Raw genomic sequence first — 22,437 nt, forward strand, 5'->3', positions numbered from 1 at the left:
CCGGTGCCCGGTCGCGGTTGTGTCGCGTGTGTTGGGCCCCGAGTACGCTGAGGACATGACCAAATCACCTTTGACCTTTGGTTCGGCGGCCGCCGCGGAAGACGCGGAACTGGCCCTGCTGGGGCTGATCGCGTACCAGGAACTCACGTCCTTCGAACACCTGTCCTCCGATGCGCGACTGTCGCCGACACTGGTCGACAGGGAAACCCTGGGCCGTTTCGCGGTGACCGAGTTCGGGCATTTCGAGATGGTGCGCGAACTCATCGCCGATCGCGGCCTGGATCCGCAGGAAGTCATCGAGCCGTTCATGGCGTCCCTGGATGAGATGCACCGACGGACCAAGCCGGGGGACTGGTACGAGTCCCTGACCAAGGCGTATGTGATCGACGGGGTCGCCGCCGACTTCTATGCGCTGATAGCCTCGGGCCTGGAGCCGGCGGCCCGCTCGCTGGTCGAAGAGGTCAAGACCGCGCAGGGAATCACCGACTGGCTGCGCGAGCGGCTGCAGCTGGCCATCGCCGACCATCCCGAGCGCGCCTCGCGCCTGGCCCTGTGGGGTAGGCGGCTGCTGGGGGAGGCGTTGACCCAGGCCCGGGAGATCGGCGAGACCTACGACTTCTGGGGTGCCTTGCAGGCCGAGGGCCGCAACGACCGCGGACAGGAAATGACGGCGCTTTTTGCCCGGCTGGTGGAGAACCATTCGCGGCGCATGCGCCAACTGGGCATGACCGCCTGAGGCATACCGGCGCGATCTCCACCGCGGAACCGAGAGAAACGAGGAGAACCATGGACCTGGACAAGAACTCACCCACCCGTGTGCTGAGCACCTACGAGGTCGCCAGGGCGCTGAAGGAACTGCCGTCCTGGCGCGAACGCCACGGCGCGCTGGTGTGTGCGTGGGAGTTCCCGGATTCGCGCGAGGCGGTGGACTTCCTGGCCATCGTGGCGGAGGCCGCCGAACGCCAGGGGCACCATCCCGACGTGGACTGGCGGTGGAACACCATCTTCCTGAGCACCACCTCGCACGATGTGGGCAGCGAAATCACCCTGCGCGACGTGGCCCTGGCCACGCTGCTCGAATTCGCCGCCGCAGACTCCTCCGCCGTTGCGGCCCCGCAGCGCCACCAGGACGTGCACCTGGGCATCGACACCCGGGATCCGGCACGGCTGGAGGACTTCTGGATCGATGTCATGGGTTACCGCAAGGGCCGCGACGGGGACCTGGTCGACCCCGCGGGACGCAATCCGCGGATCTGGTTCCAGGAAACGGAAACGCCGAACCCCAACCGCATGCACATCGACAAGTACATTTCCCGCTCCGGGCTGGAGCATGCCCAGGCGGAGCTGGAAGCGAGCGCCGGCACGGGGGACAGGACGCACGAGCCAAGCTGGACCATCTACACCGATGCCGACGGCAACCGGGTCTGCCTGTGCACCTCGGACGGGGAACAACCGCCCGCCTTGGACTAAGGGGCCGGCCACAAGCCCGCGACGGCGCAGGCTTGGACAACGAGGGCTTAAACAACTCGAGGAGGACGGCTGGCCGTCCTCCTCGAGTCATCGAACGAAAGTGTCCTAGTGGGCGAAGCCCACGCGGCGTGCTTCCTCGACACCGATCTCCACATACGCGATGCCCGAAACCGGGACGAGCATGAGGCGGCCCTTGGAGTCGGTGAGGCGAAGTTCCCCGCCCGATGCCAGGGCTTCGGATACGCGCTTGGCCAACTCCTCGGCGTTTTCGGCGGATTCGATTACGATCTCGCGAGCAACATTCTGAATTCCAATGCGAACGTCCATGGTGGCCTTCCTGGTTTGTTGCATGTGCCGGCGCCCGGTGGCGCCGACCAACATCTAGTGTTGAATTTACGTCAGGATTCCTTGGGGAACCGACCGATTCCGCGCCAAGCTAAACGCGACACCAAATCGCTGGCCTCTTCCATGGGCACCTCATCGGCCATGTCAACCCAGTAACGGGCCGAGACCTGTGCCATCCCGGCCATCGCGCGGCCCATGAGCAGGGCCTGGGCCGGTGCAAGGTTCGTGTCCTCGGCAATGACGTCGGCGATGCGACCGGCGAACTCGGCGTTGAACGCCTCGATGCGCCCGCCGATCTCCCGGTCGTTGAGCAGGTCGGACTCGAAGATGAGCCTGAACCCCTGGGAGTCGCGGGCGATGTACTCGTAGTAGGCGCGAATCGTCGCGGTGACGCGCAGCTTGTTGTCCGAGGTGGAATTGATCGCGGCCTCCAGCAGGGAGCTGAACTCGTCCATGTGCGTATCCAGCAGTGCGACGTACAGTTCCCGCTTGCCGGGGAAATGCTGGTAGAGCACCGGCTTGGACACCTCGGCAACCTCGGCGATCTCGTCCATCGACGCCCCGTGGAAGCCATGGGCGACAAAGACCTGGTGGGCCGCCTGGAGCAACTGGCGGCGGCGGGCCGCACGCGGCATCCGTGCGGTCCGTGGGGGCCGGTCGCCGAGGTTGGGGGGAGTGGTCACATCGGCCCTTTCGCGAAAGCTGGCCGCCCGGCGACACCGGGCGACATTTCGCACAAGTCTACTCTCGGGTAACGACGGATCCCGGACCTGACGCATCGCGCCGCACGAGACTATGGTGAATACATGGATTCCAGCAGCGAGACCAGGACCCCGAACCGGAACGACTCCACGGGCAGGCCCCCGGCCCTCGTGGCGCCCGGGGACGAGCTCCTGCCCGAGGAATTGATGCGCTATTCGCGCCAAATCATCATCCCGGAGATCGGGATGGCCGGGCAACGCCGGCTCAAGAACGCGAGCGTCCTGGTCATCGGCGCCGGGGGACTGGGCTCCCCGGCACTGCTCTACCTGGCCGCGGCGGGTGTGGGGACGCTGGGCATCATCGACGACGACGTGGTGGACCTGAGCAACCTGCAGCGCCAGGTCATCCACTCCACGGCCGCCGTGGGGGAACTGAAGACCGAATCCGCGGCCAGGCGCATCCGCGAGCTGAACCCGCTAGTCACCGTGAAGCTGCACAACCACCGGCTGGACACCGCCAACGCCGTGGAGCTCTTCGGCCAATACGACGTGATCCTGGACGGCACCGACAACTTCGCCACCCGCTACCTGGTCAATGACGCAGCGGCGCTCGCCGGCAAGCCGTACGTCTGGGGTTCGATCCTGCGCTTCGACGGGCAGGTATCGGTTTTCTGGGACGAGCACGGGCCGAACTACCGCGACCTGTACCCGACCCCGCCGCCGCCGGGCACCGTGCCCTCCTGCTCCGAGGGCGGGGTCTTCGGGGTGCTGTGCTCGCAGGTCGGCTCCGTCATGGTGGCCGAGGCCATCAAGCTCATCACGGGGGTGGGCCGCACGCTGCTGGGCAGGCTGCTGATCCTGGATTCCCTGGACATGACCTGGCGCGAGGTCTCGCTGCGCCCGGACCCACAGGTTGAACCGATCACCGAGCTGCTGGCAAGCTACGACGACTTCTGTTCCACCCCGGCGCTGGATGCGGACGGGCTGCGGCTCACCGCGGCGCACAGCATCACGGCCTCCGGGCTGGCGGGGCTGCTGGAGGCGCGCGCCCAAGGGAAGGAAGACTTCCTGCTCATCGACGTGCGCGAGCGCGGGGAGGCGGAGATCGTGTCGATCCCCGGTGCCATCCTGGCACCGCGCGGGGCGGTCCTGGCCGGAGAGGTCGAATTGCCACGCGACAAGGAACTGATCCTGCACTGCAAGTCGGGCGGACGCTCCTCCGAGGTCATGCGCTACCTGCTGCGCAACGACTACACCCGGGTGCGCCACGTCGCCGGCGGCATCCTGGACTGGATCAGCGACGTGGATCCGAGCCTGCCGACCTATTGAGCCCGGCGGCCGTGTGAGGGAAACGGCGGGCACGAAAAAGGCGCAGCGGACAAAGCCCGGTGGGCTTGTCCGCGGCGCCTTCGCGCGTTGGCCGGGGCTCTAGACGGCCCGGCTCAGCTGCGCGACGTCCGGGGTCCCGGCCTCGGCGGCGGGGACGGCGTCGTCCGCCGCGGTCCCGGTGACCGGGCAGCGCGAGGCGTTCTTCACCGACGGTGCGCTCTGCGCCTCGACCTCGAGGCCGTAGAGCGTCTGCAGGGCCTCGATGTAGTCCCCGGCGCGTCCGGCTGCTGCCAGCTCGCGGGCACGGACCGTGGGCACGTGCAGCAGCTGGCGCATCATCCGGCGCATGGCGAATTCGACTTCCTCGGCCGCGGCGGTGCAGCCGTGCTGGGCACGGACCTTCTCCACCTCGGTCTCGAGCACCTGCTGGGTGTGCTTGCGCAGGGCGATGATGGCGGCATCGGCGGCGCGCTCGCGCTGTTCCGCGGCGAAGGCCTCGGAGGCATCGAGCACGATGCCTCGGGCCTGGCGCAGCGATTGGGCCTGCTCCTCGGGCGCTGCCATGCGCACCGATTCGAGGTTGATCAATTCCACGCCCTCCAAGGCACCGAGTTCCGGGTCGAAGTCGTGGGTCAGTGCCAGGTCGATGGCGACCAACGGTCGGGTGCCCCGATCCAGGGCGGCGATGTCCGCTGCCATCAGGCGGTGGTCCGAGCCGCTGCAGCCGATGATGACATCGGCCTGCTCGAGGGCAGCCTCGAGGGTGGACTCGTCAAGGGCGGTTCCGCCGCGTTTGGCGACGAAGGCCTCGGCGCGTCCGGAGGCGGAAAACACCGAGACGTGGTGGGCCGCGCGTTCGCGCAGCAGCGACAGGGTTGCCCCGGCGTAGGCGCCGGTCCCGAAGATCACGACGTTCTTGGTGGACCAGTCGGGGTCGCGGCTCAGGTCGGTGGCCAGCTCCAGGGCGACCGACACGACGGAGAGGCCGCGCGAACCCAGGGAGGTGCGCGATCCGACGTCCTTCGCGGTGCGCGAGGCGGCCTGGAAGAGCCTGACCAGCGAACCGGTCGCGGTTCCCGCTGCCTGCGCCTCATTGAGCGCGCGGCGCACCTGTCCGGCGATCTCGCGTTCGCCGATGACGGCGGAGTCGAGTCCCGCGCCGACGGAGAAGAGATGCTCGATGACCTCGGTCTCGGTCTTGGAGACCAGGGCGGTGGAAATGACATCCTGGCTGAGCCCGGTGCTGGCAGCGATCTGGGAGATCACCTCCGACCGGGCGGCGGCCACGTCCTCCGACTGCGGGACTTCGCAGTAGATTTCGTAGCGGTTGCAGGTGGCCAGGGTGATGGCGCCGGCAACCGGGCTCGCCGAAGCGAGCACGACGGAAGCGACCTGGGAGGCGTCGGCACTAATCTTTGCCACGGTCTCGAGGTCGATGTCTGAATGAGAGGCAACGAGAGATAGTAAAACCACAGTGTGTCCAATCATAGCGCTTCTACGTCACGTAGAGCATCGCATGTGACAGGTTCGACCATCCCCCAGGCTGAATCAACAGCGTCCCCAACGAACAGTTCCCCCAAGTACCGCTTCCCCAATGAATCGGTTTCCCCATGGTAGCCCCGATATGTGCCGCAAGGCACTGGTTTCGTACCGGTTTTTTCCCCCCAAATCATGGTGCGTGTTCGCTGGGGGCGTGCGGATTACGATTCGGCGCAACATGTTGGCAGAATCAATGCCATGACGTTGAGCCAGAACCACCCGCTGATGGACGGTCGTACCGCCAATTCCCCGTTGATTTCCGCCTACCGCGGTCAGAAGCCCAGCCGCAGACCCGTGTGGTTCATGCGCCAGGCAGGCCGTTCGCTGCCCGAGTACCGCAAGCTGCGCGAGGGCACCGAAATGCTCGAATCGTGCCTGCGCCCGGACATGGCCTCCGAAATCACCCTGCAGCCGGTGCGCCGCCACGACGTGGATGCCGGGATCTTCTTCTCCGACATCGTCATCCCGCTCAAGCTCGCCGGCATCGACGTGGACATCGTCCCGGGCGTCGGTCCGGTGCTGGGGACCCCGGTGCGCACCGCCGCCGATGTGCGCGCGCTGCCGAAGATGGACGACGCGGCCCTGGACCCGATCCGCGAGGCGGTGGCGATGACCGTCGAGCAGCTGGGCAACACCCCGCTGATCGGATTCGCCGGCGCCCCGTTCACGGTGGCCGCCTACATGGTGGAGGGACGCCCGTCCCGCGACCACATGGGCCCGCGCACCATGATGCACGCCCAGCCTGGCGTCTGGGAGGAACTGGCCAACTGGGCAGCCGATGCCTCCGGCGCGTTCCTGCGCGCCCAGATCGAGGCCGGCGCCTCCGCTGGCCAGCTCTTCGATTCCTGGGCCGGGTCGCTCTCGCTGGGGGACTACACCAACTTCGTGGCGCCTGCCTCGGCGCGTGCCCTGGACCTCGTGCGCGACACCGGCGTCCCGCTGGTGCACTTCGGCACCGGCACCTCCGAGCTGCTCGGCGCCATGCGCAACGTCGGCGTCGACGTCATGGGCGTGGACTACCGCCTGCCGCTGGACGAGGCCAACCGCCGCCTGGGCGGGGACATCCCGCTGCAGGGCAACATCGACCCGGCCCTGCTGACCGCCCCGTGGGAGGTCCTCGAAGCCCACGTGCGCGAGGTGCTGGCCGCCGGCGACACGGCTCCGGCGCACGTGGCCAACCTGGGCCACGGCGTGCCGCCGGAAACCAACCCGGAGACCCTCACCCGCGTGGTCGAGCTGATTCACTCGATCCCGGTGGCAGGGCGTTAGGCTAGAACCACCAGCAGTACCGCCGGGGTGCGGTGCGCGGGCATCCGCGCAAAGGCCACGCGCAGCGCACCCCGGACCCGTCAGTTACACCTTCGTTTTCCCGGAAAAGAGTTGATGGTGCCAAACGTCCCAGAGCAGCCCCGCAGCGGCTCGGCCGACGAGGTCGGCGCAACCGGCCACGGGCGCGTGCGCCAGGAACCGGCCGACGCCGGGACGCCGGCGGAAGCACCCGGCCAGGGCATCGACGGCGACCAGGCGCCCGCCGCCGGGCAGGCGCCCGCCAAGGCCAGACCCACCCAGGTCGCCTCCAATGCGGCTGCCCACGCCCTGCGCCTGCTGAACCGGGCCCGCGGCACCGAGGCCCACCCACCGGCGCCAAGTGTTCCCGACGCCCCGTTGGCAGTGGTCGTCGGCGGCGGGATCTCCGGGCTGGTGGCCGCCCGGGAACTGGCGGCCAGCGGCCACCGCGTCCAGCTGCACGAGGCAGGACCCGTCTTCGGCGGCTGCGTAGGCGCCCACGAGGTCGCCGGGCTGGCACTGGATGCCGGCGCCGAATCCTTCGCCACCCGCTCCACTGCTGTCGCCGACCTGCTGGGCGAACTGGGCCTGGGTGATGACATCGTCACGCCCGAACCCGGGGGAGCCTGGCTCTACCTCAAGCGCGGGTCGGAGAACGTGGTCCTGCCGCTTCCCGCCACCGGCATCCTGGGCATCCCCGGGGACCCATGGGCCGAGGAGGTCCGCCGCGCCGTGGGCCGTGCCGGCGCGCTGCGTGCCGCCGCCGACCTGATCACCCCGGTCTCCAAGAAGATCCTCGAGGGCGACATGTCCCTCGGCGCCCTGGTCCGCTCCCGCATGGGCTCGGCGGTGCTCGAGAACCTGGTGACCCCCGTGGTCTCCGGGGTGCACTCGGCGGACCCCGACACCCTTGACGTGGACGCCATCGCCCCGGGGCTGCGCGCCGCTGTGCACAAGCACGGCTCGCTGGCCCGCGCCGTCGCCGCCATGCGTGCAGCGGCCCCTGCCGGATCCGCCGTCGCTTCGGTCTCCGGGGGCATGAACCGCCTGGTCGCGGCGCTGGTGGCCGACCTCAAGGCCGCGGGCGTCCAGCTGCACGCCAACAGCCCGGTGGCAGGCATCGCGCCGGGCGCCGGGGGCACCGGCTTCCGCATCGAGCTGGCCCCGCGGGCCGCCGACGCCCCCGCGGCCAAGGACGCCAAGCACGAGAAGGAATCGCGGCAGGAACGCCACGAGCGCCAGGCCCACGAGGCCGGGGCCGCCGGGGCCGGGCAGACCCGCGAAGTGCTTGCCGACCGCCTCGTCATGGCCACCGGCGGCGAGACCGCCGTCGACCTGTTGCGCGGCATCGACGCCGGGTTCGCCGAGCACCGCCCGGCTCCGGGTGCCGGCATTTCCCTGGTCACCCTGGTGGTCGACAAACCCGAACTCGACGACGCCCCGCGCGGCACCGGGCTGCTGGTGGCCCCCACCGTCGATGACGTCGGGGCCAAGGCGCTGACCCACGCCACCGCCAAGTGGCACTGGCTCGGGGACGAATCGGGCCCCGGCTCCCATGTGCTGCGCCTGTCCTACGGACGGCTCAACGACGTGGCCTCCGCCCTGGTGAACGCCGATGACGCCTCGCTGCGCAATGCGGCGCTGAAGGACGCCTCGGTGCTGCTGGGAATCGAGATCACCGCAGGGGACATCCTGGGCTTCGACGTGGTGCGCTATTCCGGAGCGCTGCCCTTCGCCACCACCGGCCATGCCAAGCGCGTTGCCATGATCCGCGAACTCGCCGCCACCCACCAGGGGCTCGACGTCGTCGGGGCCTGGCTGGCGGGCACCGGCCTGGCCGCCGTCATCGCCGACACCCGCAAACGGCTGCGCATCACCGTCAGCTGAGCATTCCACCCAGAGATTCGTTTCACTTACGATTACCGCTTCGCCCCCACGGGCAGAGCACCGCCAAGAAAGCAGGAGATCCAAACCATGAGTGCAGTGGAATCCAACTCACCCGTCATCCGCGACCGCGAAGCAGCGGGTTCCGACGCGACCATGTACTACACCCTGTGGACCGTCTTCAAGCGCGATTCGGACCTGGACCGCCACGAGGGCGTCGAGGCGTTTGACGCGCTCATCGCCGAGCTCGCCGCCGAGGGAGTGACCCTGCGCGGCACCTACGACGTCTCCGCCATGCGCGAGGACGCCGACGTGATGACCTGGGTCCACGGCCCGACCGCCGAGTCCCTGCAGGCAGCGGTGCGCAAGATCCGCCGCTCCTACCTCTTCGCCGAGACCTCCATCGTCTACTCGACCATGGGCGTGCACCGCGAGGCCGAGTTCGCCAAGGACCACTCGCCGGCCTTCGCCCGCGGCGTGGCCCCGGAGACCTGGATGACCGTCTACCCGTTCGTGCGCTCCAACGACTGGTACCTGCTGGACCCCAAGGAGCGCGGCAAGATGCTGCGCGACCATGGCATCCTGGGCCGCGAGTTCCCCGAGGTGCTGGCCAACACCGTCGCCGCCTTCTCCTTCAGCGACTACGAATGGCAGATCTGCCTCGAGGCCCCGGACATGATCGACCTCGTCGACATGATGCGCCACCTGCGCTACACCGAGGCCCGCAACCACGTGCGCGAGGAAACCCCGTTCTACACCGGTCGCCGCATCTCCACCGCCGAGGTCGCCGAGGTCCTGCGATGAGCCAGGATTTCGATCCTCGCACCGGATATGACGCCAACGGCGTGATGGAACCCAAGGCGTACGACGCGATCCTGCTGGCGTCCTTCGGCGGCCCCGAGGGCCAGGAGGACGTGATCCCGTTCCTGCGCAACGTCACCCGCGGCCGCGGCATCCCGGACGAGCGCCTCGAAGAGGTCGCCACCCACTACCGGGCCAACGGAGGGGTGTCCCCGATCAACGCGCAGAACCGCGCGCTGAAGGCCGCCCTCGAGGCCGAGCTGGCCGCCCGTGGCATCAACGTGCCGGTCTACTGGGGCAACCGCAACTGGGCGCCCTACGTCGGGCAAACCGTTGAGCAGATGTACAACGAGGGGCACCGCACGGTGCTGATGCTCTCCACCAGCGCCTACTCCGGCTATTCCTCCTGCCGCCAGTACCGCGAGGACCTGGGCGTCGCCCTGCGCGAAACCGGGCTGGAGGGCAAGCTCGAGGTCGACAAGGTGCGCCAGTACTTCGACACCCCCGCGTTCGTGAACCCGTTCATGGACGGGCTGCGCGACTCGCTGGCCAACGTCCGGGCGCAGCTGGCGACGGCCGGCAACTCCGAGGGCGAGATCAAGATCGTCTTCGTCACCCACTCCATCCCGACCTCCGACGCGCAGGCCGCCGGCCCGCGCGACCTGGTCGCGCAGCTGGACACCGACCTGTACTCGGCCCAGCACCTGGCCGTGGCCGACGCGATCCTGGCCGGGGTGTCCGAGGCCGCGGGCCTGGAGCACTCCCTGGTCTTCCAGTCGCGCTCCGGCGCCCCGCACGTGCCGTGGCTGGAACCCGACATCAACGATGCGCTCACCGCCTACAAGGCCGCCGGCGTCGCCGGGGTCGTGGTGGTACCCATCGGCTTCGTCTCGGACCACATGGAGGTCCTCTGGGACCTGGACACCGAGGCCAAGGACAGCTGCGCCGAACTCGGCCTGGCCTTCCACCGCGTCCCGACCCCCGGGACCCACGCGGACTTCGTCTCCGGGATGGTCGACCTGCTCTCCGAGCGCCTGGCAGGGACGGACGGGAACGCGCTGAAGCCCGGACGCGCCTCGGTGGCCGAGCTCGGCCCGTGGTTCGATGTCTGCCGCCCCAACTGCTGCGTGAAGGTGATGCGCGACGGGACCACCAAGCCGACCATCGCCGCGGTCGACTCCGAGGTCGGGGTGCCTGCATCATGAGCGCCGAACGCTTCACCATCGGCACCCGCGGCTCCGCGCTGGCCACCACGCAGACCGGGCACGTCGCCGCGCAACTGCACGAGATCTCCCAGGTCCCCTACGACACCGTGCTGGTCAAGACCGAGGGGGACGTGACCACCGGTCCGCTGTCCCAGCTCGGCGGCACCGGCGTGTTCGCCGCCGCCCTACGCCAGGCGCTCTACGAGGGCACCTGCGACCTGGCGGTGCACTCGCTCAAGGACCTGCCCACCACGCAGCCCGAGGGCCTGGTCATTGCCGCCACGCCGAAGCGAGCGGACGTGCGCGACGCCTTGTGCGCCCGCGACGGGCTTTTCCTGGCCGAACTGCCGCAGGGCGCCACCGTCGGCACCGGTTCCCCGCGCCGCGCCGCCCAGGTGCTGGCCTTCCGGCCGGATCTGGAGATCGTGGACATCCGCGGCAACGTCGGCACCCGGCTGGGCCGGGTCAAGGGCTCGCCGGCGCAAAAGGACGACGGGGGAGTGGGGCGCACCGCCCAGGGCGACCTGGACGCGGTCATCCTGGCCGCCGCCGGCCTGGAGCGCCTGGGCCTGGAATCGCACATCACCGAGTACCTGGACCCGGAAATCATGCTCCCGGCCCCCGGCCAGGGCTCCCTGGCCGTGGAGGTGCGGACCGGCGGCAGCGGACACCCGTCCGTCGACGCGGCCCTGGAAACCATGGACGACGGCGACACGCGCCTGGCGATCACCGCCGAGCGCGCGCTGCTGGCCCGCCTCGAGGCCGGCTGCGCCGCGCCCATCGGCGCGCTGGCCACGGTGCACGGCGATGTCCTGGTACTCGACTCGGTGGCTTGCCGTCCCGACGGCACCGACACCATGCGCCGCTCCGCCACCACGCAAACGCTCACTGTCGACGGCGCCCACGCCCTGGGCGTGGCGCTGGCCGAGCAATTGCTGCGCGAGGGCGCTGCCGACCTGGCGGGACTCTAGTCGCCACCATGAACGCTGATTCAGTGCTCGCCGGCCGCACCGCCCTGCTGCTGCGCGACCCCGCGCGGGCCGCGGAAACGGTGGCGCGGCTTGCCGGGCGCGGCGCGTCGGCGGCGGTGTGCAGGCTCATCGACTTCGAACTGCCCGCCGACACCGGCGTGCTGGATGCCGGGCTGCGCCGGCTGCTGGCCGGCGAGTTCGACTGGCTAGTGCTCACCTCGGTGAACACGGCCAGGGCCCTTGAGCTCCGCGCCCGCGCCCTGGGCCTGGAACTGCGCATTCCGCGAAACACGCGGGTTGCAGTGGTCGGCGAGGCGACGGCGCGCGCCGTGAAGGCGTTGGGCGCGTCCGTGGACTTCATGCCGGAGCACGACCATTCGGCGCGCGGCATGCTCGCCGAGTGGGAGGAACTTAGCTCACCGCCCCGGGCCGGCAAGGCGCACACCGCATTCATGCCGCAGGCGGACATCGCCTCCCCGACGCTGCGCGACGGCTTCACCGCCAGCGGCTGGGACGCACACATCGTCATCGCCTACCGCACCGTCCAGGCCCCCGCCGATCCCGAATTGGCCCTGCAGCCCCCGCTGCCGGACCCCGACCTGCCCCACGGCAGCCACACCCTGGCCCGGGACCAGCTGCCCGCCGCCGTGGACCGGCTGGATGCGGTGTTCTTCACCTCGCCGAGCACCGTGGACCAGTTCCTGTCCCTGGTCCCGGCACCCGGGGCGAACCTGGCGCTGGTGGCGATCGGCGACAGCACCGCTGCCCGCCTGCGCGCCCACGGGCTGGAACCCACCGCCACCGCCGGCTTCCCGACCCCCGAGGGCCTCATCGACGCCTGGGAGCAATCCCTGCAACCCGCGCAAGAACCCCCGACCTAGGGGGGGATCCCGCAGCGCCCGCCCGAAGCCGGCGCCGCACACCCCCCCCAGTCTTCGAACCACCCCCGCCTTCGAACCACCCCCGCCTTCAAACCCCCAGTCACGAGCTTCACAAGGAGCCAGAATGTCATTCCCCGCCCGCAGGCCCCGCCGCCTGCGCACCACCCCAGCGATGCGCCGGCTTTCGGCCGAGCTCGTGATGGCCCCGCAGCAGCTGATCCTGCCCGCGTTCGTGCGCGAGGGGCTGACCGAACCGAACCCGATCACCTCCATGCCGGGGGTTGTCCAGCACACCATGGAAACGCTCAAGGCCGCCGCGGCCGAGGCCGTCGAGCTGGGCCTGGGAGGCATCATGCTCTTCGGCATCCCGGAGACCCGCGACGCACTCGGCAGCGCCGGCGTGGACCCGGCCGGCATCCTGAACCGCGGGATCGAGGCAGTGCGCGCCGAGGTCGGCGACGAGCTGGTCATCATGTCCGATGTCTGCCTGGACGAATTCACCGACCACGGCCATTGCGGCGTGCTCGATGCGGCGGGAAATGTCGACAACGACGCCACGCTCGAGATCTACGGCCGCATGGCCGTCGCGCAGGCGGAGGCCGGAGCGCACATGCTCGGCCCCTCTGGCATGATGGACGGCCAGGTAGCGGTGATCCGCCAGGCGCTGGACGACGCCGGTCACCAGGATGTCTCGATCCTGGCCTACGCGGCCAAGTACGCCAGTGCGTTCTACGGCCCGTTCCGCGAGGCCGTCGATTCCCAGCTGAAGGGCGATCGCCGAACCTACCAGATGGATGCCTCCAACCGCCGCGAGGCGATGATCGAGGTCGAGCTGGACCTGGCCGAGGGCGCCGACATGGTCATGGTCAAGCCGGCCATGAGCTACCTGGACGTGCTTGCGGACGTGGCGGCCATGTCCCCGGTGCCGGTCTCCGCCTACCAAATCAGTGGCGAGTACGCGATGATCGAGGCCGCCGCCGCCAACGGCTGGATCGACCGCCGAGCCGCCATCACCGAATCCGTGCTGGGCATCCGCCGTGCCGGTGCCGACACCGTGTTGACCTACTGGGCCAGTGAACTCGCCCAGTGGCTGAAAGAAGGAAAATAATGACCAGCTCCGCAGAACTCTTCGCCACCGCCCAGCAGCTCATGCCCGGCGGGGTGAACTCCCCGGTGCGCGCCTTCGGCTCGGTCGGCGGGGTGCCCCCGTTCATGGTCGGTGCCAAGGGTGCCTACCTTACCGACGCCGACGGCAACTCCTACGTCGACCTGGTCTGCTCGTGGGGTCCGGCGCTGCTGGGCCACGCCCACCCGGCCATCCAGGAGGCAGTGCACGCCGCGGTTGACCGCGGGCTGTCCTTCGGCGCCTCCACTCCCGACGAGGGCAAACTGGCCCGCCTGGTGATGGATCGCTTCGGCGGCGTGGAGCGCATGCGCATGGTGTCCACCGGCACCGAGGCCACGATGACCGCGGTGCGCCTGGCCCGCGGCTACACCGGCCGCGACCTGATCGTGAAATTCGCCGGCTGCTACCACGGCCACCTCGACGGACTGCTGGCCGCTGCCGGCTCCGGCCTGGCCACCCTGGCCCTGCCCGGCTCCGCAGGGGTCACCGCGGCCACCGCCGCCGAGACCCTGGTGCTGCCGTACAACGACCGCGAGGCCATCACCGCCGCGTTCGCCGAGCACGGGGAGCGGATCGCGGCGGTCATCACCGAATCGGCACCCTGCAACATGGGCGTTGTCACCCCGGAAGAGGGCTTCAACAAGTTCCTCGCCGAGACCACCACCGCCAACGGCGCGCTGCTGATCCTCGACGAGGTGCTCACCGGCTTCCGCGCCTCGGACGCCGGCTACTGGGGCCTGACCGGCCGCACCGAGGGCTGGACCCCGGACCTCTACACCTTCGGCAAGGTCATCGGCGGCGGCCTGCCCACCGCGGCCCTGGGCGGCCGCGCCGAGGTCATGGACTACCTGGCCCCGCTGGGCCCGGTCTACCAGGCCGGCACGCTCTCGGGGAACCCGGTGGCCATGGCCGCCGGCATCGCCCAGCTGACCAACGCCACCGCCGAGGTCTACGCGCACATCGACGAGAAGTCCCTGCAGCTGCAGTCGGCCCTCACCGAGGCACTGGGTGCCGCCGGGGTCGACCACTCGATCCAGCGCGCAGGCAACCTGTTCTCCGTCGCCTTCGGCACCTCGGAACACGGGGTGTACAACTACGAGCAGGCCCAGGCGCAGGAAGCATACCGCTACGCACCGTTCTTCCACTCGATGCTGGAGTCGGGAATCTACCTTCCGCCGAGCGTCTTCGAGGCCTGGTTCCTGTCCTCGGCGCACGACGATGAGGCCATGGAAAAGATCTTCGCGGCCCTTCCGGCCGCCGCACGCGCGGCGGCTTCGGCGGTCCCCGCCGCCTGATTCCTCCGGGTGGCTTGAATGCCCCCGATTATTGAAACGTCAACCGCTTGATGTGGCAATATTCGGGGGCGTTTTCACGTTCCGGGCACCGATCGCCGACCGGCGAACCAAAATTGGTGAGGGCTATGCCACTTTCGCGAACGACCCGATGCGGCGTTGACGCCGCGGGGGCGGCGAATCTCCCCGACCTGGAAAGGGGATCGGTGTCCGAGGAAAAAGCCATGTCAAGCCGAACTTAGGGGTAGCGGCAACCGGGCCGGAAGGTACCGACGGCGGCACCTGACGGGGGAGTGCGCCGTGATCTCCGAGGGCCATCGACTTCCTGCGGTACCTAGCCGGCGCGGCTAGGCTTGTCCGGTTAGTTTTCGTGTTTCATTGCCACCGAGGAAAACCATGAGTCTTTTTCGTACCAAACCCGTGGAAAGTTTCCTGGCCGATGCCGCAGAACCTGGACGACAGCTCAAGCGGTCCCTGAACGCCTGGGACCTGATGATCATGGGAGTGGCCGTCGCCGTTGGCGCCGGAATCTTCTCCGTCGGAGCCCGTGCGGCGGCCGACTTCTCCGGGCCCGCGGTCACCCTCTCCTTCGTGATCGCCGCGCTGACCTGCGCGATGGCGATCATGTGCTACGCAGAGTTTTCCACGGCAATCCCGGTCGCCGGATCGGCCTACGTGTTCAGCTACGCGACCATGGGCGAATTCGTGGCCTGGGTCATCGGATGGAACCTGATCCTCGAGCTGTTCACGGCGGCGGCAGTGATCGCCAAATACTGGGGAATCTACCTCACCGAAGTCTTCCAGCTTGTGGGAGTACACCTCTCACCCACCATTGAACTAGGCATCGTCACCATGAGCTGGGGGCCCTTCTTGATCGTGGCCTTGTTCACGATCCTGCTGGTCCTGGGCACCAAGCTATCGGCCACCGTCTCCAACGTCTTCACCGTCATCAAGATCGGCGTCGTGCTCTTCGTGATCGTCGTCGGATTCTTCTACGTGAAGGCCGAGAACTACGCGCCGTTCATCCCGGAGGCCGTTCCGGCGTCGGGGGACGGCACCACCGAGGTGCTCAAACAGTCCCTCTTTGCCTTCGCCACCGGCGCCGCCCCGGCACAATACGGACTCATGGGCGTCTTCGCCGGTGCCGCGCTGGTGTTCTTCGCCTTCGTTGGGTTCGACGTAGTGGCCACCAGCGCCGAGGAGGTCAAGAACCCCAGCAAGACCCTGCCGCGCGGGATCTTCGCCGGACTGGCGCTGACGACGCTGCTGTACATCGGCGTCTCCCTGGCGTTGACCGGCATGGTGTCCTATCGGGACTTGGCCGCCGTGGACACCCCGAACCTGGCCACCGCGTTCTCGCTGGTGGGCAACGAGGGCGCCGCCTCGGTCATCGCCGTGGGCTCGCTCATCGGCCTCACCACGGTGGTCATGGTGCTGCTCATGGGTCTCTCGCGCGTGGTCCTGGCCATGAGCCGCGACGGGCTGCTTCCGTACAAGCTCTCCAAGACCAGCGCCAAGCGCGCCACCCCGGTGCGCATCCAGGTCATCTGCGGCACGCTGGTGGCCCTGGCCGCGGGGTTCACCCGCGTGGACGTGCTGGAGGAAATGATCAACATCGGAACGCTCTCCGCGTTCGTCATGGTCAGCCTGGGCATCATCGTGCTGCGCCGCAAGCGCCCGGACCTCAAGCCTGCCTTCCGGGTTCCCCTCGGCCCGGTTATCCCGGTCGTCTCCGCATTGCTGTGCACGTACCTGATGCTGAACCTTGCCGTGGAAACCTGGATCTACTTCGTGCTGTGGCTCATTGTCGGCGTAGTCATCTACTTCTCCTACGGCCGCAAGCACTCGCGCCTGAACGAGAAGTTCGCCAAGCAGATCGCCATCATCGACGGCACCGAAAACGAACTGGTCGACAGCAAGTAGTCCGCGGGCCCGAATCGCGGTCCCGCGCGACCCTTGAGCCAACGGAACCCACCGGGAATCGGCGTCCGTGCCTCGACGTGCCAACGCGGTCCACACCGTCACCGTCGAGCGCATGGTTGGTGGGCGCTTGTCTCGTATGCCGTGCCAATTCCGCCGGCAGCGGACGTTCCCGGAGCACGAAAAAGGCACCGTTCCTTTCCCCACTGAGGGGAAGGAAACGGCGCCATTTTCATGGGGTTACCTGTGCATGAACCCCTACGTCCTAGAAGGCAGGAAGAACGCTGCCGTCCTTCCACGTGGTCTTGATGTACTCGCGAACCTCGTCCGAACGCAGCAGCTCATCGAGCTTGGCGATCGCCGCGGTCTGTTCGCCCTCACGCCAGGTCAGGAAGTTGGCGTTTGGGTTGTCCTTGGCCTCTTCCTGGAACAGGATCTCTTCCGGGTTCAGCTTGGCCTGGACGATGTAGTTGCCGTTCACCACGGCGATGCCCACGGTCGGGTCTTCCTGGTAGAACTTCGGAACCTGCTCCGAGTTGACTTCCTGGAACTTGAGCTTCTTGGGGTTCTTGGCCTCATCGTCCTGCACGGTCAGTGCCGAATCGCCGTCGACCAGACCGCTGAGCAGGCCAGCCGACTCCAGCACGCGCAGGCCGCGCAGCTGGTTGACCGGGTCGTTGTTCAGCACCACGAGGCTGCCCTCGGTTACGTCGGCGACTTCCTTGAACTTCGTGGAGAACGCGGTCAACGGTTCGATGTGCACGCCGGCGCCGTGTTCAAACTTGTAGCCCTTGGTTGCCATCTGGTCCGCGAGGTAGGCCTCGGTCTGGAAGAAGTTGGCGTCCAGGGTTCCATCGTCAAGGGCGATGTTCGGGGTCTGGTAGTCGTCGATCTCGGTGATTTCCAGATCGATTCCGTTCTCGGCGGCCAAGTTCTCGTCGATGTACTCGAGGATCTGGGCGTGCGGGATCGGGCTGGCGCCGACCTTGACGACCGTCGGGCTGGCCGGGTCGAGCGTTGCCGTCGCGCTGGGGGCAACGGCAGTGCCGCCGCCGCAAGCCGTCAGTGCGAACAGGGTTGCGACGCCGGTGAGGGCGAGTGCGAGCTTCTTACGCATGGGCTGCGTTTCCTTTTCATCTAGACCCGATATTGGTCGGGATCGGGTAACTAACGCAGCTAGCGGCTACTGGCTGCGCGCCGGCGGGGTGAGCCGTCGGAAAATCACGATCAAGCACCGTGGTGCTTCGAGGAGATACTGCGATGGAAAGCTGGATATGGCATTCCCATCGGTTGGTGTGGCTGACGAGTCCGCCACACCAACCGATGGTGCCGTCTCGGGATTCGCCCCTGGCCTAGAAGGCCGGGATGACGTCGCCTTCGGGCCACGTGGTCTTGATGAAGGCGCTGACCTCGTCGGAGTGCAGCAGCTCATCGAGCTTGGCGACGCCGGCGGTCTTTTCACCTGCACGCCACGCCAGGATGTTGGCGTTCGGGTTGTTCTCCGTCGGCTCGACGGCAACGACCTCGTCCTTGTTCAGCTTCGCCTGGACGATGAAGTTGCCGTTCACCACCGCGATGCCCACTGCCGGATCTTCCTGGTAGAACTTCGGCACCTGCTCGGCGTTGACTTCCTGGAATTTCAGTTGCTTGGGGTTCTTGGCTTCGTCCGACTCGACGGTCAGGGCCGAATCGCCGTCAACAATGCCGCTGAGCAGGCCGGCGCCCTCAAGAACGCGCAGGCCGCGGACCTGGTTGGAGGGATCGTTCATCAGTACGACGACAGCTCCGTCTTCAACCGAGGCTGCATCGGCGTACTTCTTGGAGAACGCGGTCAGCGGTTCGAGCAGGATGCCCTCGCCGTGCTCCAGTTCGTACCCCTTGGACTCCACCTGGTCGTCGAAGAAGGGAACGTGCTGGAAGAAGTTGGCATCGATCGAGCCGTCGCTCAGCGCAAGGTTCGGGGTCTGGTAGTCGTCGATCTCGGTGATGTCCAGGTCGATTCCTGCCTCGGCCGCAAGGTTCTCATCGATGTACTCGAGAATCTGCGAGTGCGGAACCGGGCTTGCGCCGACCTTGACGATCGTCGGGTTGGCAGGATCCAGCGTAGCGGAAACGTCCGCGCTGGGGGCAGATGCGGTGCCGCCGCCGCAAGCGGTCAGAGCGAACAGGGTTGCGACGCCGGTCAGGGCGAGTGCGAGATTCTTACGCATGGGATGCGTTCCTTTTCATGAAAACCGATGTTGGGGACACCGGGTAACCAACGCAGCTAGCGGCTACTGGCTGCGCGTCGGCGGACAAGCCGCCGAAAACCGGGGGGAAGAGTGCCGTCGGCACTCCGGAGGGCGATCTAGCGGTGGTCGACCCAGCGGGCGATCCAGTCGCCCACGATCTGGACCAGCTGCACCAGCAACACCATGATGACGATGGTGACGACCATGATGGCCGGTTCGTAGCGCTGGAAGCCGTAGTTGTAGGCCAACCGCCCCAGACCGCCGCCGCCGACCAGGCCGGCCATGGCGGAGTAACCAATCAGCGTCACGATCGTGGTGGTCGTTGCGGCGATGATGCCGGGCATTGCCTCGGGGACCAGCACCTTGCGGACCACCTGCATCTTGGTTGAACCCATGACCAGGGCGGCGTCGATCTTCCCGGCGGAGACATCGCGCAGTGCGGTTTCCACCAGTCGCGCGAAGAAGGGGATGGTGCCGATGGTCAGGGAAACGGAAGCGGCAATGGGCCCCAGCGAGGTGCCCACCATCAGTGCAGCCAGCGGAATCAGCGAGACCATGAGGATCGCGAAGGGGATCGAACGGGTGATGTTCACGATGATGCCCGAGAGCACGACGTTCAATCCGCGGTTCGGGGTCAGTCCGCCTCTTGCGGTGTTGAGCAACAGGATGCCCAGCGGCAGTCCAACCACGACCGTAAAGAATGCCGAAATGGCGGTCATCTGCATGGTTTCGATAAATGCGGGCCACATGGCCTTGGTGATGCCGGGGTTGGTCATCAGGTCATTGAAGAAGTCCATGGCTTACTTGGTCTCCTTCACGGTGACTGCAACGCCGTTGCCGAGCAGGTGGTTGGTAATGGCGGTGATGTCGGCTGCCTCGGGAAGCTGGATGCGGATGTGCGCGAATTGGTGTTCTCCGAGATGCTCGACGGAGCCGGCCAGGACGTTGACGTCGGTGTTGAACGTGCGGGCAATCGAGGAGATCACCGGCTCGGTGGCCTGGGCGCCGGAGTACAGAAGGTCCAGGACGGTTCCTGCCGGAAGGCTGTCCGGCAATTCGCCGGGCATCGGCAGCAACGCCTGGGAGAGACGGCCAGCCGGGTCGGCGACGACCTTTTCGATGTCCCCATGCTCGACGATGCGGCCGGCTTCCAGCAGGGAGACCGAGTCACAGGCCTGCTTCACGACGTTCATTTCGTGCGTGATGATCAGGACCGTGAGGTTCAGGCGGTCGCGGACCGACTTGATGAGCTCGAGGATCTCGTTGGTGGTCTTGGGATCCAGGGCGCTGGTTGGCTCATCACAAAGCAATACGTCGGGATCCGAAGACAGGGCGCGGGCGATGCCCACGCGCTGGCGCTGGCCACCCGAGAGCTGGGCAGGGTAGGCGTCTGCGAACTGGGTCAGACCGACGAGCTCAAGCAGGGCGGTGACCTTTTCGGCGATCTTGGCCTTGGGTGTGCCGATCAACTCCAGCGGGAACGCCACATTCTGCGCCGTGGTGCGAGAATCCATGAGATTGGCGTGCTGGAAGACCATGCCGATGCGTCGCCGTGCGGTGCGCAAATCGGCATCGGACACGTTGGCCAGTTCCTTGTTGTTAACTGCGACCGACCCGGAAGTGGGTCGGTCCAGCAGGGTGAGGCAACGGACGAGCGTTGATTTTCCCGCTCCGGAATGGCCGATGATGCCGTGGATTTGGCCGGCGTCGACGTGCAAGGAGACACCATCCAGGGCGACGACTTCGCGTCCGCCCTGCCGGTAGACCTTGCGCAGGTCGGTGACTGTGATCAAAAGGGGTGTCCTTAGCAATCAAAAGAGAAAAGGGGTACTGGCCATTCAACCACTATCGAATGAATGCGGCGCAATCATGGACATAGTTGGCCATATTTTGCAACCGTTGTCCATTAATGCCGGATCGTTCGTCTGATTCACGTGGAATCCGGGCCATCGTCGAAGAAATCGCCGATGGCCCATGGCTAAAACCTTACGACGGGTTACCCAATCGTAGGGTGATCTGTGTCACGAGCGTTCGGAGCCTGGGAAATGTTGCCTTCTGTTGCGCCGAAGGCCCTGCATCCTCGGACTCCGATGGTCGCACTTCCGGAGCGTTGATGCCGTTCCCGGCGCTCTTCCGCAGCGAGGACGGAAGGTGCCTTTGCCCACCGATAACGCCAAAGGCGACCCCATACAGGGTCGCCTTCAGGTTCAATCGCAACGTGGCGGGCTAGGCCTTGACCGGCCACTGCCCGTCGACGACGGCAGCCGGGTCCTTGCGGCGGAAGAACTCCTGCAGGCTTGCTGCCTGCTCCGCAGCCCAGTCGACCTGGAAATCATGCAATTCCGCAGCATCAATCTGCAGGTTCGGGTACTTCGCGGCCTGCGCATCGGCAATCCCGATGGTGGCTGCGGCATCGGCTGCCGAAGTGTGTGCGTTCACCAGTTGGACGCCATAGAACTCGCTCATCACCGAGAGGTTGCGCTTGCCGCGGCGGTACTTGTCCACCTGCTTGTCCAGGACGTACGGGTCGATGACCGGAGAGGCGACAAGCGGGTCCAGCAGGTGGCGCTTGGCCTCTCGGTCGAGCACCGTGAAGTCATATGCGGCGTTGAAGGCCATGACAGGCATGGTCTGGAACAGATCGGCAAGGAAAGCCGAGATCTCGGCGACGGCCGTGGCGGAGTCCATTCCCTCTGCCTGGGCCTTGGCGGTGGTGATGCCGTGGATCGCCGATGCCTCTTCCGGAATCGCCACGCCGGGGTCGACGAGCCAATCCCTGGTCTGCAGGATTTCCGAGCGCCCGTTGACCACGACGATGGAAGCGGTGACGATGCGGGCGTCGAGTGGATCGCGACCAGTGGTTTCCAGGTCGAATGCAGCGCGGGGGAGATTGTGCCAAGAGTTCATGTCACCAACGCTACCGGGAATCAGAGACACTTTGGCCCACCGCAGCACGAGCGTGGATGAACACCCTGCGAGAGACCGGATAATGGATTGATACGTGTGGGGAAAGGGAAAGGGACAATCGTTGACTCAACCAGGACAAGAGCCGCTGCGGGACCAAACCGGCCAAGCTGACGGCGGTACTGCCGGGTTGGACTATGACGAAGCCGTCTTTGCCCTTGTTGCGCTGATTCCCTCCGGGAAGGTCCTCTCCTACGGCGACATTGCCGAGCTGCTCGGTTCCGGCGGCCCGCGCCAGGTAGGCAAGACGATGGGCCGCGGCGGAGCCGATGTCACCTGGTGGCGGGTCATCCGCTCCAACGGGACCCTTCCGGCGGCCCTGCAGCCGATCGCCAGCGTGCATTGGGAACGGGAATCCACGCCCCGCACCGCGTCCGGAGTCCGTATGGCGAAGGCCCGCTGGCAACCCTCCGAGGCAGACCACGCGCGCATTGACCGCGTGGCCGAATTGCTGCCGATTCCAAAACGTCACCCGCGAATGATCTGATGGA

Annotated in this window: 21 protein-coding genes; 13 read left to right on the top strand and 8 right to left on the bottom strand. The window is 67.2% G+C overall.

Translation table 11 applies throughout. From position 1 onward, the window contains the following. Nucleotides 1-55: 55 nt before the first annotated feature. Together ACIPUB_RS05535 and ACIPUB_RS05540 are read left to right on the top strand one after the other, a co-directional pair. On the top strand, nucleotides 56-736 hold the full coding sequence (locus ACIPUB_RS05535) for a ferritin-like fold-containing protein (protein WP_302265567.1): 681 nt from the start codon (nucleotides 56-58) through the stop codon (nucleotides 734-736). 50 nt (nucleotides 737-786) lie between these two features. After that, nucleotides 787-1,470 carry a 4a-hydroxytetrahydrobiopterin dehydratase gene (locus tag ACIPUB_RS05540; protein ID WP_407606454.1) on the top strand — a complete coding sequence of 228 codons (684 nt, stop codon included), beginning with the start codon at nucleotides 787-789 and terminating at the stop codon, nucleotides 1,468-1,470. A gap of 105 nt (nucleotides 1,471-1,575) precedes the next feature. Here the strand turns inward: ACIPUB_RS05540 and ACIPUB_RS05545 are convergent, their stop codons facing one another. Continuing rightward, on the bottom strand, nucleotides 1,576-1,797 hold the full coding sequence (locus tag ACIPUB_RS05545; protein ID WP_407606455.1) for a DUF3107 domain-containing protein: 222 nt from the start codon (nucleotides 1,795-1,797) through the stop codon (nucleotides 1,576-1,578). A gap of 71 nt (nucleotides 1,798-1,868) precedes the next feature. Continuing rightward, a complete protein-coding gene (locus ACIPUB_RS05550) occupies nucleotides 1,869-2,450 on the bottom strand; it encodes a TetR/AcrR family transcriptional regulator (RefSeq protein ID WP_407606484.1) in 582 nt (193 codons plus the stop codon). Between the two features lie 171 nt (nucleotides 2,451-2,621). On the opposite strand from ACIPUB_RS05550, the gene moeB reads away from it, so the two are divergent. After that, a complete protein-coding gene (gene moeB, locus ACIPUB_RS05555; protein ID WP_407606456.1) occupies nucleotides 2,622-3,845 on the top strand; it encodes a molybdopterin-synthase adenylyltransferase MoeB in 1,224 nt (407 codons plus the stop codon). Between the two features lie 99 nt (nucleotides 3,846-3,944). Here the strand turns inward: moeB and ACIPUB_RS05560 are convergent, their stop codons facing one another. Next, nucleotides 3,945-5,318 carry a glutamyl-tRNA reductase gene (locus ACIPUB_RS05560; protein WP_407606457.1) on the bottom strand — a complete coding sequence of 458 codons (1,374 nt, stop codon included), beginning with the start codon at nucleotides 5,316-5,318 and terminating at the stop codon, nucleotides 3,945-3,947. A gap of 264 nt (nucleotides 5,319-5,582) precedes the next feature. On the opposite strand from ACIPUB_RS05560, the gene hemE reads away from it, so the two are divergent. From hemE to ACIPUB_RS05605, 9 genes are all read left to right on the top strand, one after another. Beyond that, nucleotides 5,583-6,653, top strand: a complete 1,071-nt coding sequence (gene hemE / locus ACIPUB_RS05565; protein WP_407606458.1) for a uroporphyrinogen decarboxylase — start codon at nucleotides 5,583-5,585, stop codon at nucleotides 6,651-6,653. A 117-nt stretch (nucleotides 6,654-6,770) separates the two neighbouring features. Further along, nucleotides 6,771-8,558, top strand: a complete 1,788-nt coding sequence (locus ACIPUB_RS05570; protein WP_407606459.1) for a protoporphyrinogen/coproporphyrinogen oxidase — start codon at nucleotides 6,771-6,773, stop codon at nucleotides 8,556-8,558. Nucleotides 8,559-8,645: 87 nt separating this feature from the next. Next, entirely contained in the window at nucleotides 8,646-9,359 is a 714-nt protein-coding gene (hemQ, locus tag ACIPUB_RS05575) for a hydrogen peroxide-dependent heme synthase (RefSeq protein ID WP_372342947.1), read from the top strand. Then, complete coding sequence (locus ACIPUB_RS05580) at nucleotides 9,356-10,561, top strand: ferrochelatase (protein WP_407606460.1); 1,206 nt, start codon at nucleotides 9,356-9,358, stop codon at nucleotides 10,559-10,561. Before hemQ ends, ACIPUB_RS05580 begins: the two co-directional genes overlap by 4 nt. Continuing rightward, the gene (gene hemC / locus ACIPUB_RS05585; RefSeq protein WP_407606461.1) at nucleotides 10,558-11,532 is read left to right on the top strand and encodes a hydroxymethylbilane synthase; all 975 of its coding nucleotides are present in this window, start codon (nucleotides 10,558-10,560) and stop codon (nucleotides 11,530-11,532) included. Before ACIPUB_RS05580 ends, hemC begins: the two co-directional genes overlap by 4 nt. 8 nt (nucleotides 11,533-11,540) lie before the next feature. Beyond that, nucleotides 11,541-12,413 (top strand): uroporphyrinogen-III synthase, encoded by an 873-nt coding sequence (locus tag ACIPUB_RS05590; RefSeq protein WP_407606462.1) that lies wholly within the window; start codon nucleotides 11,541-11,543, stop codon nucleotides 12,411-12,413. Nucleotides 12,414-12,537: 124 nt separating this feature from the next. Continuing rightward, on the top strand, nucleotides 12,538-13,521 hold the full coding sequence (hemB, locus tag ACIPUB_RS05595; protein ID WP_407606463.1) for a porphobilinogen synthase: 984 nt from the start codon (nucleotides 12,538-12,540) through the stop codon (nucleotides 13,519-13,521). Further along, nucleotides 13,521-14,834 carry a glutamate-1-semialdehyde 2,1-aminomutase gene (gene hemL / locus ACIPUB_RS05600; RefSeq protein WP_407606464.1) on the top strand — a complete coding sequence of 438 codons (1,314 nt, stop codon included), beginning with the start codon at nucleotides 13,521-13,523 and terminating at the stop codon, nucleotides 14,832-14,834. The genes hemB and hemL overlap by 1 nt, the downstream gene beginning before the upstream one ends. Nucleotides 14,835-15,227: 393 nt before the next feature. Beyond that, nucleotides 15,228-16,754, top strand: coding sequence for an APC family permease (locus ACIPUB_RS05605; protein ID WP_407606465.1), 1,527 nt, complete (start codon nucleotides 15,228-15,230; stop codon nucleotides 16,752-16,754). A 262-nt stretch (nucleotides 16,755-17,016) separates the two neighbouring features. Here the strand turns inward: ACIPUB_RS05605 and ACIPUB_RS05610 are convergent, their stop codons facing one another. The 5 genes from ACIPUB_RS05610 to ACIPUB_RS05630 form a co-directional block, all read right to left on the bottom strand. Beyond that, nucleotides 17,017-17,868: a MetQ/NlpA family ABC transporter substrate-binding protein gene (locus tag ACIPUB_RS05610; protein WP_407606466.1), complete on the bottom strand. Its 852-nt coding sequence runs from the start codon at nucleotides 17,866-17,868 to the stop codon at nucleotides 17,017-17,019. A 235-nt stretch (nucleotides 17,869-18,103) separates the two neighbouring features. Next, nucleotides 18,104-18,961 carry a MetQ/NlpA family ABC transporter substrate-binding protein gene (locus tag ACIPUB_RS05615; RefSeq protein ID WP_407606467.1) on the bottom strand — a complete coding sequence of 286 codons (858 nt, stop codon included), beginning with the start codon at nucleotides 18,959-18,961 and terminating at the stop codon, nucleotides 18,104-18,106. A gap of 137 nt (nucleotides 18,962-19,098) precedes the next feature. Beyond that, nucleotides 19,099-19,779, bottom strand: coding sequence for a methionine ABC transporter permease (locus ACIPUB_RS05620; protein ID WP_407606468.1), 681 nt, complete (start codon nucleotides 19,777-19,779; stop codon nucleotides 19,099-19,101). Between the two features lie 3 nt (nucleotides 19,780-19,782). Beyond that, a complete protein-coding gene (locus tag ACIPUB_RS05625) occupies nucleotides 19,783-20,775 on the bottom strand; it encodes a methionine ABC transporter ATP-binding protein (RefSeq protein ID WP_407606469.1) in 993 nt (330 codons plus the stop codon). 433 nt (nucleotides 20,776-21,208) lie between these two features. Continuing rightward, nucleotides 21,209-21,889 (bottom strand): 3'-5' exonuclease, encoded by a 681-nt coding sequence (locus ACIPUB_RS05630; protein ID WP_407606470.1) that lies wholly within the window; start codon nucleotides 21,887-21,889, stop codon nucleotides 21,209-21,211. A gap of 121 nt (nucleotides 21,890-22,010) precedes the next feature. On the opposite strand from ACIPUB_RS05630, the gene ACIPUB_RS05635 reads away from it, so the two are divergent. Continuing rightward, complete coding sequence (locus ACIPUB_RS05635) at nucleotides 22,011-22,433, top strand: MGMT family protein (RefSeq protein WP_407606471.1); 423 nt, start codon at nucleotides 22,011-22,013, stop codon at nucleotides 22,431-22,433. The last annotated feature ends 4 nt before the right edge of the window (nucleotides 22,434-22,437 follow it).

This window comes from Paeniglutamicibacter sp. ORCA_105, assembly GCF_045798545.1.
In the GTDB taxonomy this organism is placed as follows: domain Bacteria; phylum Actinomycetota; class Actinomycetes; order Actinomycetales; family Micrococcaceae; genus Paeniglutamicibacter; species Paeniglutamicibacter sulfureus.